This is a genomic window from Micrococcus cohnii (genome assembly GCF_014205175.1).
Classification (GTDB): domain Bacteria; phylum Actinomycetota; class Actinomycetes; order Actinomycetales; family Micrococcaceae; genus Micrococcus; species Micrococcus cohnii.
Genome location: NZ_JACHNA010000001.1, coordinates 1070207 through 1087206, shown reverse-complemented (window position 1 = coordinate 1087206; position 17000 = coordinate 1070207). Strand labels below are relative to the sequence as shown.

The window sequence follows — 17000 nt, the reverse complement described above, 5'->3', positions numbered from 1 at the left end:
ATGACCGAGAAGTTCGAGAGCCCGGACGCCGGGCGTGCGGCCGAGACCCCGGTCGACGTGACGGGCGAGCCCGTGGACGTCGCGCCCCGGGCGTCCGGGCGGCTCGTCATCGCGATCGACGGCCCCTCCGGCTCGGGAAAGTCCTCCGTCGCCAAGGAGCTGGCGCGCAGGCTGGGTGCCGGCTATCTGGACACCGGGGCGATGTACCGGGCGCTGGCCTGGCACTGTGTGCACGAGGGGGTCGATCTGGACGACGCGGACGCCGTGCACGCCGCCGCGGCGTCCATGGTTCTGTCTCTTTCCACGGACCCGGACCTCGAGCGCGTCGTCGTGGGCGAGCACGAGGTCACCGACGCGATTCGGACCCCCGCGGTGACCGGAGTCGTCTCGGCGGTGGCCGCCGTGATCCCCGTGCGTGAGCTGCTGCGTGAGCGCCAGCGCCGCGAGATCGATGAGGCCGGCCGCATCGTCGCCGAGGGCCGGGACATCACAACCGTCGTGGCCCCCGACGCCGACGCCCGCGTGCTGCTGACCGCGAGCGAAGAGGTCCGCATGGCCCGGCGCTCCGGTCAGCTGACGGCCGCCGGCGCCACCGGCGTGGACGCCGCAACGCTCACGGCGCAGGTCGGGGGGCGCGACCGCGCCGACGCCGCGGTCTCCCGCTTCGAGGCCCCGGCCGAGGGCGTCGCCCTCGTCGACTCGAGCGAGCTCGACTTCGAGCAGACCGTGCAGGCCGTGATGGCCGCAGTGAACGAGCAGGCCGTCGACTCGGCCGTGGAAGGACCCGGACGATGACCGAGAACGAGAACAGCGGCCTGCCCGAGCAGGTCGAGGAGTATGTCCCCAGCGGTGAGGACCGCGTCGAGCAGCGCCTCGCCGAGATCACCGACGAGGAGGCCGCCCAGCGCGCCGCCTCCCTGCGCGCCGGTCTCGACGACTACGAGCTCGACGAGGACGACGCCGCCCTGCTGACCGGCTGGGACGACGAGGACGCCGATCTGCCCGACGCGCCCGTCCCGCCCGTGCTGGCGATCGTCGGACGGCCGAACGTCGGCAAGTCAACCCTGGTCAACCGCATCATCGGCCGCCGCGAGGCCGTTGTGGAGGACGTGCCGGGCGTGACCCGCGACCGCGTCTCCTACGACGCGGAGTGGAACGCTCGCGCGTTCACCGTCGTGGACACCGGCGGCTGGGAGCACGACGCCAAGGGCATCCACGCGCGCGTCGCCGAGCAGGCGGAGCTCGCCGTGGACGTCGCCGACGCCGTGCTGCTCGTCGTCGACGCCACCGTCGGCATGACCGCGACCGACGAGGCCGTCGTCTCGATGCTACGCCGCAAGGACCGGCCGGTGATCGTCGCAGCGAACAAGGTGGACGACCTGATGCAGGAGGCCGAGGCCGCCCAGCTGTGGTCGCTCGGCTTCGGCTATCCGTATCCGGTGTCCGCCGTGCACGGCCGCGGCGTGGGCGACCTGCTCGATGCCGTGCTCGAGGAACTGCCGCAGGAGTCGGCGCACGGCGGTCTCATGCCGCGCGGCGGCCCACGCCGCATCGCGCTCGTGGGACGACCGAACGTCGGCAAGTCCTCCCTGCTGAACCGTCTGGCCGGATCGGACCGCGTCGTCGTGGACGATCTGGCCGGCACGACGCGTGACCCCGTGGACGAACTCGTTGAGCTCGGCGGCCAGCTGTGGCGGTTCGTGGACACCGCCGGCATCCGCCGCCGTCAGCACATGGCGCACGGCTCCGACTACTACGCCTCGCTGCGCACCGCCGCGGCCCTGGACCGCGCCGAGGTGGCCGTCGTGCTGCTCGAGGCGCCCCAGGTCATCAGCGAGCAGGATGTCCGCATCGTTCAGATGGCCCTGGACTCGGGCCGTGCCCTCGTGCTCGCCTACAACAAGTGGGACGAGGTCGACGAGGACCGTCGGCACAGCCTCGAGAAGGAGATCGACCGGGACCTGGCCCACGTCGCCTGGGCGCCGCGCGTGAACATCTCTGCGAAGACGGGCTGGCACAAGGACCGACTGGTCCCGGCGCTCGAAACGGCGATCGACTCGTGGGAGACGCGTATCCCGACCGGCAAGCTCAACGCCTTCCTGGGCGAGCTCGTCGCGGCGCACCCGCACCCGGTGCGCGGCGGCAAGCAGCCGCGCATCCTGTTCGCGACGCAGGCCTCCTCGCGCCCGCCCAAGTTCGTCCTGTTCACCACCGGGTTCCTGGACCCGGGCTACCGCCGGTTCATCACCCGGCGCCTGCGCGAGACCTTCGGATTCGAGGGCACCCCGATCGAGATCGGCATGCGCGTGCGCGAGAAGCGGGGACGTCGCCGCTGACGCCCGCGATGCGCGGGAACGGCCCGGAATGCTGTATGGTGTTCTGGTGCCGTTCCGGCGTGACCGGAGCGCCACGGGCTATGGCGCAGTTTGGTAGCGCGCTTGACTGGGGGTCAAGAGGTCGTGGGTTCAAATCCCGCTAGCCCGACCACGTGCCACGGTCCGAGACGTGCCCGCAACGTCTCGGACCGTGGCTTTTCCATGTCCGGGCAGTCCCTGCCGACGGACGGCGGCTCCTCCGGGTGACTTGCATCATGTGTGCGACTAGAGGAAAGTACCTCCGGTGAACTCGCATACTTCATCCGCTCCGGGGGACACGCAGGCCCCCGGCGCCGACTCGCACAATCCGTCCGGAAAGATGTTCTTCGGCCAGCCGATGCCGCTGGCGAACATCTTCTCCGTTGAACTCTGGGAGCGCTTCTCCTTCTACGGCATGCAGGCCATGCTCGTGTTCTACATGAGCTGGGAGGTCACCCGCGGTGGCCTCGGCATGGACGAGTCCCTGGCGACCGGCATCGTTGGCGCCTACGGCGGCGCCGTCTACATCTTCTGCATCGCCGGCGGCTGGATCGCTGACCGGCTCATCGGCTCCGAACGGGCCATGTTCTACAGCGCCGTGCTGATCATGCTCGGCCACATCGCCCTGGCCCTGGTGCCCGGCGGCTTCGGACTGGCTCTCGGTCTGATCCTCGTCGCGGTGGGCTCCGGCGGCCTCAAGGCCAACGCGGCCAACATCGTGGGTTCGCTGTACGCCCGCGAGGACACGCGTCGCGACGCCGGCTTCTCCCTGTTCTACATGGGCGTCAACATCGGCGCCCTCTTCGGCCCGCTGCTCACCGGCTGGGCGCGCGACAGCTGGGGGTTCCACGTCGGCTTCGGCCTCGCCGCCGCGGGCATGGCCATCGGCCTGATCCAGTACGCGCTGACGCGTAAGAACCTCCCCAAGCTCGTGCACCGCGTGCCGGATCCGCTGCCCCGCGGCCGGATCGGTGTGGTCGTCCTCGCAGTCCTCGCGATCCTCGGTCTGATGGCCGCGCTGATGGTGGCGGGCGTCGTCACGCTAGAGAACGCGTCGAACTGCGTCGCCGTCTTCGCCGCCGTCGCCGCGATCGCGATCTTCGCCGTGCTGCTGCGCTCGCCCAAGGTCGACGCTGAGGAGCGCAGCCGCGTGTGGGCCTTCATCCCGCTGTTCGTCGGCACCGTCGTGTTCTTCGCGCTGTTCCAGCAGCAGTTCACCGTGATCGCCCTGTACTCGGAGACTCGGCTGAACCGTGACCTGTTCGGCTGGCAGATGCCGATGGAGTGGGTCAACTCGATCAACCCCATCTTCATCATCCTCTTCGCCCCCGTGTTCGCCGCGCTGTGGACGAAGCTGGGCCGGCGCCAACCGGTGACCCCGACGAAGTTCGGTCTGGGCATCATCGCGATCGGCATCGCGTTCCTGCTGTTCATCCCGCAGGCCGACGTGACCGCCGTGCCGCTGTTGTGGCTGACGCTGATCCTCTTCCTCGCCACGACCGGCGAGCTGCTGGTCTCTCCGGTCGGGCTGTCGCTGTCCACGAAGCTGGCCCCGGCGGCCTTCCCCGTGCTGATGGTGGCCCTGTACAACCTGTCCGTGGCCATCGGCACCGCACTGGCTGGCAGCCTCGCCTCGTTCTACTCCACCGAGACGGAGGCCACCTACTTCGGCGTGATCGGCGTGGCCACGATCGCCATTGGCCTGCTGATGCTCGCGATCAAGAAGCCCGTGGCCCGGGCCATGCGCGGCGTGATCTGAGCCGGCCACACCGCCGGTCACCGCAGCGACGCCCCCGATCGTGTCGGTCGGGGGCGTCCTCGTTCCCGGCCCCGATCGGCCGCGCCAGCCGGGCGCGCGTCGGTTAGGCTGTGACGCAGACGATTCCACCGGCAGCGGTCCGCCCAGCGGCATCCGCTGTCTCCCTGACAGGAAAGGCGCACCGATGAGCACCATCCCCGAGAACCTGAAGTACTCCGCCGAGCACGAGTGGATCCAGACCACCGACGACGCCTCCGTCGTGCGCGTGGGCATCACCGACTTCGCGCAGGACGCTCTCGGCGACGTCGTCTACGTCGACCTGCCCGAGGTCGGTTCCGAGATCCAGGCGGGCAACGCCATCGGGGAGGTCGAGTCGACCAAGTCGGTCTCCGACGTCTTCGCCCCCGTCTCCGGAGAGATCACCGCTGTCAACGACGACCTCGACGACGAGCCCGGCCTCGTGAACTCGGCGCCCTACGAGGGCGGCTGGCTCTTCGAGGTGCGTCTGAGCGACGCGTCCGTCCTCGACTCGCTGCTGGACGCCGAGGGGTATCGCGCTCAGGTCGGCTGACCTGACTCACCCATCATCGCGGCGGGTCCGACCCGCCCTGGCACGCAGGAGCAACCATGACCCACGATCACGCAGCGTCGCAGGGGCGGCCCGAGCCGCAGCCCACGACATCGAGCATCAGCCTCGCGGACCTCGCGCCCGTCTCCGAGCACGCTCTCACGCCCGAGCATCGGGAGGCGGTGCAGGCCTTGCCTGCGGACTCGGCTCTGCTGGTCTCGCATGACGGACCCGAGGGCGGTGCCCGATTCCTGTTGGACCAGGACGTCGTCACGGTGGGACGCCACCCGGAGGCGGACGTCTTCCTCGACGACGTCACGGTCTCCCGCCGGCACGCCCAGTTCCGTCGTCGCCCCGAGGGGTACGAGCTCGTCGACTCGAACTCGCTGAACGGCACGTTCGTGAACCGGGACCGCATCGAGGCCGTGCTGCTGCGCACCGGGATGCAGGTGCAGATCGGCAAGTTCCGCATGACGTACCACGCGGCGGGCCAGGCCTGATCTGCCCGGATGCAGGACGCCTCCCGACCGCCGAGGACACGACGCCCCCAGACAGACACGGGGGCGTCGTCGTCCGTGCTGACCATCGGGCAGGTCCTCGACGAGCTGGCGGGGCAGTTCCCGGGCCTGGCCGCCTCGAAGCTGCGGTTCTTCGAGGCGAAGGGACTCATCCGGCCCGGCCGCACGTCCGCCGGATACCGGACCTACACCGCAGCGGACGTCGAACGGCTGCGTTTCGTGCTCACCCTGCAGCGTGAGCGCTTCCTGCCGCTCAAGCGGATCCGCGAGCACCTGGAGGCCATCGACCGTGGAGAGCGTCCCAGCGACGTGCTCGGCGTCCCCGTGCCGGGTGCACAGCTCGACGCCGACGGTCTGCCCCTCGGCGTGACCGGCGCCCCGCAGCGGTACAGCCGGGCCGAGATCGCCCGCCTGGCGGAAGTCGACGAGGCCCTGATCGATGAGCTGCAGCGCTACGGGCTGCTGCCCGCGCCCGAGGCGGACGGGTATTCCGCGCACGGCCTCGCCGTGGTGCGAGCGGCCCGAACGCTGGCCGACCACGGCCTCGACCCCCGGCACCTGCGGCCCTTCCGGGCTGCCGCGGACCGGGAGATGGGCCTGCTCGAGCGGGTCCTGGTGCCGATGAGCTCGCGCCGTGACGCCGGCACTCGGGCCCGCCTGGACGAGACCGCCGCGACCCTGGAACAGGCCTGCGTGCAGCTGCACTCGGCGCTGCTGGCGGAGGCGCTCACGCCGTTCCGGTGCCGCACCTCGGCGCAGCCGGAGCACGATCCGCGCACCGAAGCGATCGCGAACGCCGAGCAGGCGCGAACTCCGCGTCGTCAGACCAGGCATGGGCGGTCCTTATGAGTCGGGAGCCGACGACCGACGAGGCGGCTGTGCCGCTGACCGTGCTCGGGGTGCGCGTCGATCTGCCGACCCAGAACTACGCCCTGCTGCTGCTCACCCCGAGCGGTGATGTCGTCGTCCCGGTGTGGGTCGGTGTGCCCGAGGCGACCGCGGTCGCGCTGGTCCTGGATGGACAGCGGCCTCCGCGGCCGCTGACGCACGACCTGCTCGTGGACGCCGTCGAAGCGCTCGGCGCGCGGGTGGAGGCGGCCTGGCTCACCCATATCCGGGACGATGCCGTGCATGCCCGGCTGGAGCTGACCGGGGGCCGTTCTCTCGATGCGAGGGCCTCCGACGCCATCGCCGTCGCGCTGCGGGCGCAGGCGCCGGTGCTGGCCGAACCGCGTCTCGTCGCAGAGTCCGGTGTGCCGGTCGCCGAGGCCGAGGCCGACGATCTGGACACCTTTCGGCGGTTCATCGACGACGTCGATCCGGATGACTTCGCCTGAATGGCTCGACCGCGCGGCACGAGCGACGACGCGCATGCCGTGCACGCTCCGCCTCCGACACGCCGATATCCCTGCGCGGCGGTGATTGATCAGGGGAGTCGGCCACCGTACCGTGACTCGCACAGGTGCCGCACACTTCCCTGCGGGCGCCCGTCGGACTCTCGCCACGGTCACCGGCGATCCCGACGAGCAGCCCGCTTGCCAGTCACCCCGCGGGACCACGACCAGGAGGGCTCATTCGTGACACCCCATGCAGGTTCTGGTCGGCCCACAGCGGTCGGCACACCCGCCCCGCGCGCCCAGCAGGGCGTGCTCTTCACCGACGACATGCCGCAGCTCGACGAGCAGGCCGGCTACCGCGGACCGACCGCGTGCAAGGCCGCCGGCATCACCTACCGTCAGCTGGACTACTGGGCGCGCACCGAGCTGGTGGTGCCGACGGTGCGCGGCGCCGCCGGTTCCGGCTCCCAGCGTCTGTACTCCTTCCGCGACATCCTGGTGCTCAAGGTCGTCAAACGGCTGCTGGACACCGGCGTCTCGCTTCAGCAGATCCGCGCGGCTGTCGGGCAGCTGCGGCAGCGCGGCGTGGACGACCTGGCCCAGATCACGCTCATGTCCGACGGCGCGTCGGTGTACGAGTGCATGTCCGCGGACGAGGTCATCGACCTGGTCCAGGGCGGGCAGGGCGTGTTCGGCATCGCCGTGGGGCGCGTCTGGCGCGAAGTCGAGGGCACGCTGGCCGAACTGCCCAGCGAGTCCCTCGCGGCGGCGGTCGAGGGCGCTCAACCGGACGACGAGCTGTCCCGGCGGCGGCGCGCGAAGGCGCAGCAGACCGCGTCCTGACCGTCCGAGTCCGCGAGCGGCCCGGACCGCATTCATGTGTGCCCCGTCATGTCTGTGGCGGGGCGTCGTCGTGTCCTGGCCGGGAACGAGGGCAATGGTCTGACCACATTCGTGTCCGCGCGCAGAATGTGTCGTGAGTGACACAACTGCTGTGGCACACTTCCTGACATGACCACCACTGAAGCGAAGAATGAGTCCTCCGGCGCCGTGAGGGCGGATCGCTCCGACGGATCGACCATGTTCAGCAAGGTCCTCGTGGCCAACCGCGGTGAGATCGCGGTGCGTGCATTCCGTGCATGCTACGAGCAGGGAGCCCGCACCGTGGCGGTGTTCCCGTACGAGGACCGCAACTCGATCCACCGGCAGAAGGCGGACGAGGCCTACCGCATCGGCGAGGAAGGGCACCCCATTCGGGCGTACCTCGACGTCGACGAGATCATCCGTGTCGCCAAGGACGCCGGCGCGGACGCGATTTACCCGGGCTACGGCTTCCTGTCCGAGAACGCGCAGCTGGCGCGTGTCGCCGCCGAGAACGGCATCACCTTCGTCGGTCCTCCGGCGGATGTGCTCGAGCTGACCGGCAACAAGGTCGAGGCCCTGCGCGCCGCCAAGCGGGCGGGCATCCCGACGCTGGCGTCCTCGGAGCCCAGCGATGATGTGGACTGGCTGCTCGAGCAAGCCGAGACGATCGGCTTCCCGATCTTCGTGAAGGCCGTGGCCGGCGGCGGCGGCCGCGGCATGCGCCGCGTCGAGCGGGCCGAGGACCTGCGTGGCAGCCTCGAGGCCGCCATGCGCGAGGCGGACACCGCGTTCGGCGACCCGACCGTCTTCCTCGAGCAGGCCGTGCTGCGCCCGCGCCACATCGAGGTGCAGGTGCTCGCGGACTCGCACGGCGACGTCGTGCACCTGTTCGAGCGCGACTGCTCGCTACAGCGTCGCCATCAGAAGGTCGTCGAGATGGCGCCCGCGCCGAACCTGGACGAGGACATCCGTCAGGCGCTGCATCGTGACGCCGTCGCCTTCGCCAAGGAGATGGGATACGTCAACGCCGGCACCGTGGAGTTCCTCGTGGACACCGCCGGCGAGCGGGCCGGCCAGCACGTCTTCATCGAGATGAACCCCCGCATCCAGGTCGAGCACACCGTGACCGAGGAGGTCACGGACGTCGACCTGGTGGGTGCCCAGCTGCGCATCGCCGCCGGCGCGAGCCTCGCCGAGCTGGGGATCTCTCAGGACCGCTTGGCGCCGCGCGGCTTCGCGATGCAGTGCCGCATCACCACGGAAGACCCGGCCAACGGCTTCCGTCCGGACACCGGCACGATCACGGCCTATCGCTCGGCCGGCGGGTCCGGTGTGCGCCTGGATGGCGGCACCATTTACGCCGGGGCCGAGATCAGCCCGCACTTCGACTCGATGCTGGTCAAGCTGACGTGCCGCGGCCGGGACTACCTGACTGCGGTGCACCGCGCCCGCCGTGCGCTGGCCGAGTTCCGCATCCGTGGCGTCGCGACCAACATCCCGTTCCTGATGAACGTGCTCGACGACGAGCAGTTCCTCGCCGGTGACGTCGCTACGGACTTCATCGACGCGCACCCCGAGCTGGCGCGCGTGAACCGCTCGAAGAACCGCGGATCGAAGGCGCTGCAGTACCTCGCCGACGTCACGGTGAACCGGCCGCACGGTGAGCGGATCGACGGCATCGACCCGCGCGACCGGCTGCCCGCCCACCCCGGCGACAAGTCCCAGGAGCCGGACCGGTCGCCGTTCGACGGACCGAGCCGCGACCCGGACAACACCCCGCCGTCGGGCTGGCGCGACGTGCTGCTGGAGAAGGGCCCTGAGGGGTTCGCCCGGGCGCTGCGCGAGCAGACGGCCCTGGCGGTCACCGACACGACGTTCCGTGACGCCCACCAGTCGCTTCTGGCGACCCGTGTGCGCACGCGTGATCTGCTGGCGGCCGCACCGGCCGTTGCGCACACCCTGCCCGGACTGTTCTCCGTCGAGGCGTGGGGTGGGGCGACCTACGACGTCGCGCTGCGCTTCTTGGCCGAGGACCCGTGGCACCGGCTCGAGTTGCTGCGCGCTGAAATGCCGAACATCCCGATCCAGATGCTGCTGCGCGGCCGCAACACTGTCGGTTACACGCCGTATCCGCAGCAGGTGACCGACGCGTTCGTGCAGGAGGCGGCCGCCACGGGCGTCGACGTCTTCCGCATCTTCGACGCCCTGAACGACGTCAGCCAGATCACGCCGGCGATCGAGGCGGTCCGCGCGACCGGCACCGCGGTGGCCGAGGCGGCCCTGTGCTACACGGGCAACATGACGGACCCGGACGAGCGGCTCTACACGCTCGACTACTACCTCGACCTGGCCCGGAAGATGGTCGACGCCGGCGCCCACATCCTGGCCATCAAGGACATGGCGGGCCTGCTGCGCCCGGCCGCGGCGCGCGAGCTCGTCACGGCCCTGCGCGAGGAGTTCGACCTGCCGGTGCATCTGCACACCCACGACACGGCGGGCGGCCAGTTGGCCACCTTGCTCGCCGCCGCGGAGGCGGGTGTGGACGCCGTGGACGCCGCCACCGCGTCGCTGGCGGGAACGACCAGCCAGGTGCCGCTGTCGGCACTGGTGGCCGCGCTTGAGCACACCGAGCGCGACACCGGTCTGACCTTGGATGCGGCGGCGGCCATGGAGCCGTACTGGGAGTCGGTGCGCTCGATCTACGCCCCGTTCGAGGCCGGTCTCAAGGCCCCGACCGGCCGTGTCTACCACCACGAGATCCCCGGCGGGCAGCTGTCCAACCTGCGCACTCAGGCGATCGCCCTGGGCCTCGGCGAGCACTTCGAGCAGATCGAGTCGATGTACGCCGCTGCCAACGACATGCTCGGCAACATCGTCAAGGTGACCCCGTCCTCGAAGGTCGTCGGCGATCTGGCCCTGCAGCTGGTCGGCCGCGGCGTCGATCCGGAGGAGTTCCGCGCGCGGCCGCAGGACTTCGACATCCCGGATTCGGTGGTCGGCTTCCTGCGCGGCGAGCTGGGCGACCCGCCCGGCGGCTGGCCCGAGCCGTTCCGGACGAACGCCCTGCAGGGGCGGCGTGAGGGCGGCGGCGTCGAGGAGATCCCGGCGGAAGACGAGCGGCTTCTGAGCCAGCAGGGCGCCGAGCGTCGTCAGGCGCTGAACCGTCTGCTGTTCCCCGGTCCGACCAAGGACTATGACCAGCACGTCGATCAGTACGGTGACACGTCCACGCTGCACACGCGTGACTTCCTCTACGGGCTCGTGCCCGGCCGGGAGCACGTGATCTCGTTGGGCCGCGGTGTGCGCTTGCTGGCGGTGCTGCAGTCGGTGTCCGAGCCCGACGACAAGGGCATGCGCATGGTCATGGTCACCCTCAACGGACAGATGCGCCAGGTGATGGTGCGGGACACCTCGGTCGAGTCGACGGTCAAGGCGGCCGAGAAGGCGGACGCCTCGCAGCCGGGCCAGGTCCCCGCGCCCTTCGCCGGCTCCGTCACGGTCACCGTCGCCGAGGGGGACCAGGTGCAGGCCGGCGACCCGATCGCGACCATCGAGGCGATGAAGATGGAGGCGGCGATCACCACGCCGGTCGCCGGCACCGTCCGTCGAGTCGTGCTGGACGAGACGACCCCGGTCAACGGCGGCGACCTGATCGTCGTCATCGAGTGAGGCTGCCGGACCCAGAGTCGTGAGCGGGCCGGGGCCGACGGGGGAGCACCCCGCCGGCCCCGGCCCATCGGCGTCCGTATGCTGGGAGCATGACTGAGCAGAACTCCGATACCGCACACACCTCTGACCGGGGGGTGGAACAGTTCGACCTCATCATCGTGGGCTCGGGGTCGGGCAACTCCCTGATCGGTGAGCAGTGGGCCGACCGCCGCGTCGCGATCGTCGATGACGGGGTTTTCGGCGGGACCTGCCTGAATCGCGGCTGCATTCCGACGAAGATGTACGCATACCCGGCCTCGCTCGCGGCGGCCTCGGCCGACGCGGCGCGCGTGGACGTGCAGCTGCCCGCTGGCCGGGTGGATTTCGCCGCACTGCGGGATCGCGTCTTCGGTCGGGTCGACGCGATCAGCGAGGCCGGGCTGCGATTCCGTCGCGACGAGCAGGAGCACGTCACTGTCGTCGCCGAACGGGCCCGGTTCACCGGGCTGCGCGAGCTGGTCACGGACTCGGGGCGGCGTCTGCGCGGCGCGCAGGTCGTCGTCGCCGCCGGCTCACGTCCGACGCTGCCGGAGCTGCCGGGTCTGGCCGGTCCGCGCGTGCACACCTCGGACACGATCATGCGCCTGGAGGAACTGCCCGAGCGCCTCGTCGTGATGGGCGGCGGATTCGTCGGCGCGGAGTTCGCCTCGGTCTTCTCGGCCTTCGGCACGCAGGTCACGCAGGTGGTGCGCGGCGCACGGCTGCTGAGCGCGCACGATGAGACCGTCGCACGGACCTTCACGCGCATCGCCGCCGAGCAGTGGGACCTGCGCCTCGAGACGCAGGTGGCCGGCGTGGAAGACACCGATGACGCCGCCCGGGTGCGGCTCTCCGATGGATCGACCATCGATGCGGACCTCGTTCTGGTGGCGACGGGCCGCACACCCAACGTCGATCGGATCGATGCGGCGGCCGCCGGCTTCGACGTGACCGAGGACGGCGTTCTGGCCGTCGACCGGTTCCAGCGGGTGCTGGCTGACGGCGAGCCGGTGCCGGGCGTGTGGGCCCTGGGCGACATCGCCAACACGTGGCAGCTCAAGCACGTGGCCAACTACGAAGCGCGCGTGGTGGCCCACAACCTCGAGAATCCTGAACGACTGCGGGCCGCGGACCTCGACCCGGTGCCGGCCGCGGTGTTCACCCGCCCGCAGATCGCCGCGGCGGGGCTCACCGAGGCCCAAGCGGTCGCGCGTCTGGGCGCCGACCGGGTCACCGTCAAGGAACAGGGGTTCGGCGATGTCGCCTACGGCTGGGCGATGGAGGACACCGAAGGGATCTGCAAGCTCGTCGCCGACCGCGAGACCGGCCGGCTGCTGGGCGCCCACCTGATCGGCCCCGACGCGGCGAACCTGATCCAGCCGCTGGTGCAGGCCATGTCGTTCGGACTCGACGCCCACACGATGGCTCGAGGACAGTACTGGATCCATCCGGCGCTGAGCGAGGTCGTCGAGAACGCGCTGCTCGGCCTCGACGTGCCCGCCCCGCTCTGATTCGCCTGTCCCCGTAGGATGTTCCCGGTCGGATGATCTCCGGCCGCCCGGCGTCATTGACACACACCAGGAGGGACATGTCCACCTTCTACTGGTCTGCCCGCACGTTCGTGGTCTCGCCGATCACGAGGCTGCTGTTCCGGCCGTGGGTGAAGGGCCGCGCCAACGTGCCCGAGACCGGCGGCGCGATCCTCGCCTCGAACCACTTGTCCTTCTCGGACTCGGTGTTCATGCCGGCGCTGCTGGACCGACAGGTGCACTTCCTCGCCAAGATGGAGTACTTCACCGGCTCCGGCGTGAAGGGCTGGGTGACCCGACGCTTCTTCGAAGCCGCCAACCAGCTGCCCATGGACCGGTCGGGCGGAGCGGCGTCCCTGCGTTCGCTCGACGCCGGCCTGGATGCGCTGCGTGCGGGCAAGCTGCTGGGCATCTACCCCGAGGGCACGCGCAGCCCGGACGGACGCCTGCACCGCGGCAAGATCGGCGTCGCGAAGCTGGCCCTGGCCGCGGGTGTGCCGGTGGTGCCGATCGCGATGATCGGCACCGACCGTGTCCAGCCGATCGGACGGACGGTGCCCACGATCCGGCGGGTGGGCGTGATCTTCGGCGAGCCGTTGGACTTCAGCCACCTGCGCGAGCAGGCGCAGGACATCGCCGTGCTGCGTCAGGTCACCGACGAGATCATGGAGGCCATCCGCCGTCTGTCCGGACAGGAGTACGTGGACCTCTACGCCGCCGACGTCAAGGCCGGGCGAGTGCACCGGCCCGGGACGTCCTGAGGCGACTCGGCCGGCGTCTCGCACAGTGAACCGGGTGTCATGGCGCGTCCCCGGTTCGTCGACGACCCCCTAGGCTGGGCCCATGAATGCTGCATCGCGTGACGAGATCCTGGCCTTCGGCACCGCCACGTCGGAGGGTCCGGCCACCACGCCCGGCCTCGACGCGTGGCGTGAGCTGCCCCTTCGGCAGGCTCCGCAGTGGCACGACGCCGAGGCGTTTGAGGCGGCCGTGGCCGAGCTGGGACAGGTGCCTCCGCTCGTCTTTGCCGGAGAGGTGGACGTGCTGCGCACCCGGCTGGCCGACGTCGCCGCCGGGGAGGCATTCCTGTTGACCGGGGGTGACTGCGCAGAGACGTTCGCCGGCTCGACCGCGAACCGCATCAGCGCCCGGGTGAAGACGATCCTGCAGATGGCCGCCGTGCTCACGTATGGTGCGTCGGTGCCCGTCGTGAAGATGGGGCGCATCGCCGGTCAGTTCGCCAAACCCCGCTCGTCGGACACCGAGACGCGCGAGGGCGTCACGCTTCCCTCCTTCCGCGGCGAGATCGTGAACGGGTACGACTTCACCGCGCAGTCTCGACGGCATGACGCCCGGCGGATGGTGCAGGCGTACCACACCTCCGCGTCGACGCTGAACCTGGTCCGGGCCTTCACACAGGGCGGCTTCGCGGATCTGCGCAGCGTGCACCGGTGGAACCAGGGCTTCCTCGCCAACCCGGCCTACGCGCGATACGAGGAGATCGCGGCGGAGATCGACCGCGCCGTGCGTTTCATGGACGCGGCGGGCGTCGACTTCGAGGCGATGCGGCGCACCGAATTCTACTCGGCCCACGAGGCCCTGCTGCTCGACTATGAGCGGGCGCTGACCCGTGAGGACTCCCGCACGGGCGACCCCTACGCCACGAGCGCGCACTTCTTGTGGATCGGGGAGCGGACCCGCGCCGTCGACGAGGCGCACGTGGACTTCCTCTCCCGCGTGCGCAATCCGATCGGCGTGAAGCTCGGGCCCACCACGACGGCGGCCGACGCGATCGCCCTGGCGGAGAAGCTGGACCCGCAGCGGGAGCCGGGTCGGCTCACGTTCATCACCCGCATGGGCGCCGAGCGGATCCGCGACGTGCTGCCGGACCTCGTCGCCGGTGTGCGGGATGCCGGCCTGAGCCCGGTGTGGGTCACTGACCCCATGCACGGCAACACCGTGACAGCGAAGAACGGGTACAAGACGCGTCGTTTCGAGGACATCATGGACGAGGTGACCGGGTTCTTCGACGTGCATCGCCAGCTGGGCACGCACCCGGGAGGCATGCACGTGGAGCTCACCGGCGACGACGTCGCTGAATGCCTGGGCGGCGCGGACGTGGTGGAGGAGTCGGCGTTCGCCGAGCACTACGAGTCGCTGTGCGATCCTCGTCTGAACCACCAGCAGTCACTCGAATTGGCCTTCGCGGTCACGGCGGCGCTGGCCCACACCTCGCGCGGCTGAGCGGCCCGGGGGATCAGAGGGAGCGCAGCGTGACGGTCTGGCCTTCCTCCAGCCGGGTCCCCGCGGCGGGCTCCTGGCGCAGGACGGCCCCCTCGCGTCCGCCCAGACGCAGCAGCGAAGACCCAGGCAGGGAGTCGTCTCGGACCTCGAAGCCGAGTTCTTCGAGCCGCTCGCGAGCCTGCTCGGAGGAGCGGCCCGTCACATCGGGCACGGCGTGGGAGGCGGGGCCCGAGGAGACGACGAGCTCGACGACGGAGTTCCGGGTGGACTCGGCACCGGGCTCGGGGTCCTGGGAGATGACCTCGCCCTCGGGCACATCGCGGTCATGCCGACGCTCACGCACGTGCGCGAGCAGGCCCGCGTCGCGGGCGCTCAGGCGCGCCGACTCTGCCTGCTCGCCGGTCAGGTCGGGCGTGAGCACGGGGGCGGGGCCGGAGGAGACGGTCAGCTGCACACGGTCCCCTCTCCCGACGGCGGCGCCCGCGGCGGGGACCGTGGCGATGACGGAGCCGGCGCTCATGGTCTCGTCGTGTTCGGCACTGACATCCACCTGCACGCCGGTCGCGGCCAGCTCGGCCATGGCCGCCTCCCGCGGCGCTCCCACCAGCGGGGGCACCGTGCCCTGTGCCGATGAGAACGGCACGTTCCCGGCGCCGAGCGTCCACCCGAGCATGAGCGCCATGCCGGTCAGCAGCAGGGTCACCGCCACCCCGATCAACAGGGTGCGCAGGGTGCCGGCACCGATATCGACACTCGGCCGCCGCGCCGCACGGCGCGCGGCACGCGAGCCGGGGACCGGGTCCTCGGCGTGCGTGCCGGGCTCGGCTGGGGACGCGTCGGCGGTGAGCGGCCCGGGCGGCACCGCAGCGACACCCCGGTCTGCGGCCTCATCGTCGGCGGGCTCGTGCGGACCGTCACCGACACGGCCGGGGCCACCGGCGTCCGTGTCCGGCTCGGGTGTGGCCCGGGTCTGCGCTGTGGGCACGTCGGTGCGCGGCAGCACGCTCGTCTCGTCGGGGTCGACATCGTCCCGGGCACCCGGTGGCACGGTGTGGGCGTCGTGCGGCGGCAGAGCCGTTGTGGCCTGCTCCTGTGGGACTCGGTCCGCGTCCAGGACGACGGTCTGCTCGTCACCATCGGTCGGCGTGGGGGACACGAAGGGCTCGGGAGCGTGCGTGCCCTCGGGGTCGTAGACGACCGCCGCCGTGGGGGAGGCATCCGCCGGCTGCTCCGCCGCGGCGTCACGGGGCGGCGGCACGGCGTCGAGCTGCTCGGGGTCTTCGGTGACGAGCAGCTCGTGCGCGGCGGCCAGCAGCACGGAGGCGTCGTCGGGGCGTCGGTCCGGGGTCGGTTCGGTGCACCACAGGACGAGGTCGGCGATGGCCTCGGGAACCGTGGGTGTGAGGGCACGGGGTGAGGGCACCCGCTCGTTGACGTGCTTGTAGGCGACCTGAACGGGGCTCGCGGCGGTGAAGGGCTGTCGGCCGGTCAGCAGCTCATACAGGAGGATCCCGACGGCGTACACGTCCGAGCGTGCGTCCGCCGGGGACCCGGAGATGAGTTCGGGGGAGAGGTAGGCGACGGTCCCGACGAGGGCCTGGCCGGACGAGGTGTGGGCCGTCGTGGCGCGAGAGAGACCGAAGTCGGCGACCTTGACCGTCCCGGTCGGGCTGACCAGGACGTTCTCGGGTTTGACGTCGCGGTGCATCAGCCCGAGTGCGTGGGCTTCGGCGAGCCCCTCCAACAGAGGAAGGACGTACGTGAACGCGGCGCGCACCGGCAGCGGGGCGTCCTCACGGATCACGTGGCGCAACGTGGTCCCGGGCACGTGCTCCATCACCAGGTAGGCGAACGTCTGCCCCCCGAAGCGGTCATGGCCCTGGTCGAGCACCCCGACGACGTGCGGATGGGAGATGCGGGCCGCGGTCTTCGCCTCTCGCTCGAACCGGGCGACGAGAGCGTCGTCCTCGGCGAGGTGGGGCAGCATCACCTTCAGCGCCACGTCGCGTTCGAGCCGGGTGTCGGAAGCGAGGTAGACGGTGGACATGCCGCCGCGCGCGATGAGCGAACGCACCTCGTATCGGCCGTCGAGGAGCGCGCCCACCACGGGGTCGTGGCGCGATTCGGTCATGCAGACAGG

13 protein-coding genes and 1 tRNA gene are annotated in these 17000 nt (G+C 70.8%); 13 read left to right on the top strand and 1 reads right to left on the bottom strand.

The features are described from left to right. The 13 genes from cmk (at nucleotide 1) to HDA30_RS04880 (ending at nucleotide 14860) form a co-directional block, all read left to right on the top strand. Nucleotides 1-795, top strand: coding sequence for a (d)CMP kinase (gene cmk / locus HDA30_RS04940; protein ID WP_184241256.1), 795 nt, complete (start codon nucleotides 1-3; stop codon nucleotides 793-795). Beyond that, nucleotides 792-2336: a ribosome biogenesis GTPase Der gene (gene der, locus HDA30_RS04935; RefSeq protein WP_158496092.1), complete on the top strand. Its 1545-nt coding sequence runs from the start codon at nucleotides 792-794 to the stop codon at nucleotides 2334-2336. Before cmk ends, der begins: the two co-directional genes overlap by 4 nt. Before the next feature lie 74 nt (nucleotides 2337-2410). Then, nucleotides 2411-2487 (top strand) — tRNA-Pro (locus HDA30_RS04930). A 207-nt stretch (nucleotides 2488-2694) separates the two neighbouring features. Next, nucleotides 2695-4113, top strand: a complete 1419-nt coding sequence (locus HDA30_RS04925) for a peptide MFS transporter (protein WP_158496196.1) — start codon at nucleotides 2695-2697, stop codon at nucleotides 4111-4113. A gap of 184 nt (nucleotides 4114-4297) precedes the next feature. After that, on the top strand, nucleotides 4298-4684 hold the full coding sequence (gcvH, locus tag HDA30_RS04920; protein WP_158496091.1) for a glycine cleavage system protein GcvH: 387 nt from the start codon (nucleotides 4298-4300) through the stop codon (nucleotides 4682-4684). A 56-nt stretch (nucleotides 4685-4740) separates the two neighbouring features. Then, on the top strand, nucleotides 4741-5181 hold the full coding sequence (locus HDA30_RS04915) for an FHA domain-containing protein (protein WP_158496090.1): 441 nt from the start codon (nucleotides 4741-4743) through the stop codon (nucleotides 5179-5181). 75 nt (nucleotides 5182-5256) lie between these two features. Continuing rightward, nucleotides 5257-6048, top strand: a complete 792-nt coding sequence (gene ftsR / locus HDA30_RS04910) for a transcriptional regulator FtsR (protein WP_343059299.1) — start codon at nucleotides 5257-5259, stop codon at nucleotides 6046-6048. After that, nucleotides 6045-6536 carry a bifunctional nuclease family protein gene (locus tag HDA30_RS04905; RefSeq protein ID WP_158496088.1) on the top strand — a complete coding sequence of 164 codons (492 nt, stop codon included), beginning with the start codon at nucleotides 6045-6047 and terminating at the stop codon, nucleotides 6534-6536. The genes ftsR and HDA30_RS04905 overlap by 4 nt, the downstream gene beginning before the upstream one ends. Nucleotides 6537-6776: 240 nt before the next feature. Continuing rightward, entirely contained in the window at nucleotides 6777-7379 is a 603-nt protein-coding gene (locus HDA30_RS04900) for a MerR family transcriptional regulator (RefSeq protein ID WP_158496087.1), read from the top strand. Nucleotides 7380-7616: 237 nt separating this feature from the next. Beyond that, nucleotides 7617-11069 carry a pyruvate carboxylase gene (locus HDA30_RS04895; RefSeq protein WP_184242362.1) on the top strand — a complete coding sequence of 1151 codons (3453 nt, stop codon included), beginning with the start codon at nucleotides 7617-7619 and terminating at the stop codon, nucleotides 11067-11069. A gap of 89 nt (nucleotides 11070-11158) precedes the next feature. After that, nucleotides 11159-12598, top strand: coding sequence for a mycothione reductase (locus tag HDA30_RS04890; protein WP_184241254.1), 1440 nt, complete (start codon nucleotides 11159-11161; stop codon nucleotides 12596-12598). 77 nt (nucleotides 12599-12675) lie between these two features. Then, nucleotides 12676-13377, top strand: a complete 702-nt coding sequence (locus HDA30_RS04885) for a lysophospholipid acyltransferase family protein (RefSeq protein WP_184241253.1) — start codon at nucleotides 12676-12678, stop codon at nucleotides 13375-13377. An 82-nt stretch (nucleotides 13378-13459) separates the two neighbouring features. After that, a complete protein-coding gene (locus HDA30_RS04880) occupies nucleotides 13460-14860 on the top strand; it encodes a class II 3-deoxy-7-phosphoheptulonate synthase (protein WP_184241252.1) in 1401 nt (466 codons plus the stop codon). Nucleotides 14861-14873: 13 nt separating this feature from the next. Here the strand turns inward: HDA30_RS04880 and HDA30_RS04875 are convergent, their stop codons facing one another. Then, nucleotides 14874-16991, bottom strand: coding sequence for a protein kinase domain-containing protein (locus HDA30_RS04875; RefSeq protein ID WP_184241251.1), 2118 nt, complete (start codon nucleotides 16989-16991; stop codon nucleotides 14874-14876). Nucleotides 16992-17000 lie beyond the last annotated feature (9 nt).

Excerpts from the sequence above, each read along its gene's own strand:
- cmk (WP_184241256.1), top strand. The coding sequence starts at position 1 with ATGACCGAGAAGTTCGAGAGCCCGGACGCCGGGCGTGCGGCCGAGACC.
- gcvH (WP_158496091.1), top strand. The coding sequence starts at position 4,298 with ATGAGCACCATCCCCGAGAACCTGAAGTACTCCGCCGAGCACGAGTGG.
- HDA30_RS04905 (WP_158496088.1), top strand. The coding sequence starts at position 6,045 with ATGAGTCGGGAGCCGACGACCGACGAGGCGGCTGTGCCGCTGACCGTG.
- HDA30_RS04880 (WP_184241252.1), top strand. The coding sequence starts at position 13,460 with ATGAATGCTGCATCGCGTGACGAGATCCTGGCCTTCGGCACCGCCACG.
- der (WP_158496092.1), top strand. The coding sequence starts at position 792 with ATGACCGAGAACGAGAACAGCGGCCTGCCCGAGCAGGTCGAGGAGTAT.
- HDA30_RS04885 (WP_184241253.1), top strand. The coding sequence starts at position 12,676 with ATGTCCACCTTCTACTGGTCTGCCCGCACGTTCGTGGTCTCGCCGATC.
- HDA30_RS04890 (WP_184241254.1), top strand. The coding sequence starts at position 11,159 with ATGACTGAGCAGAACTCCGATACCGCACACACCTCTGACCGGGGGGTG.
- HDA30_RS04875 (WP_184241251.1), bottom strand. The coding sequence starts at position 16,991 with ATGACCGAATCGCGCCACGACCCCGTGGTGGGCGCGCTCCTCGACGGC.
- HDA30_RS04915 (WP_158496090.1), top strand. The coding sequence starts at position 4,741 with ATGACCCACGATCACGCAGCGTCGCAGGGGCGGCCCGAGCCGCAGCCC.
- HDA30_RS04895 (WP_184242362.1), top strand. The coding sequence starts at position 7,617 with ATGTTCAGCAAGGTCCTCGTGGCCAACCGCGGTGAGATCGCGGTGCGT.
- HDA30_RS04925 (WP_158496196.1), top strand. The coding sequence starts at position 2,695 with ATGTTCTTCGGCCAGCCGATGCCGCTGGCGAACATCTTCTCCGTTGAA.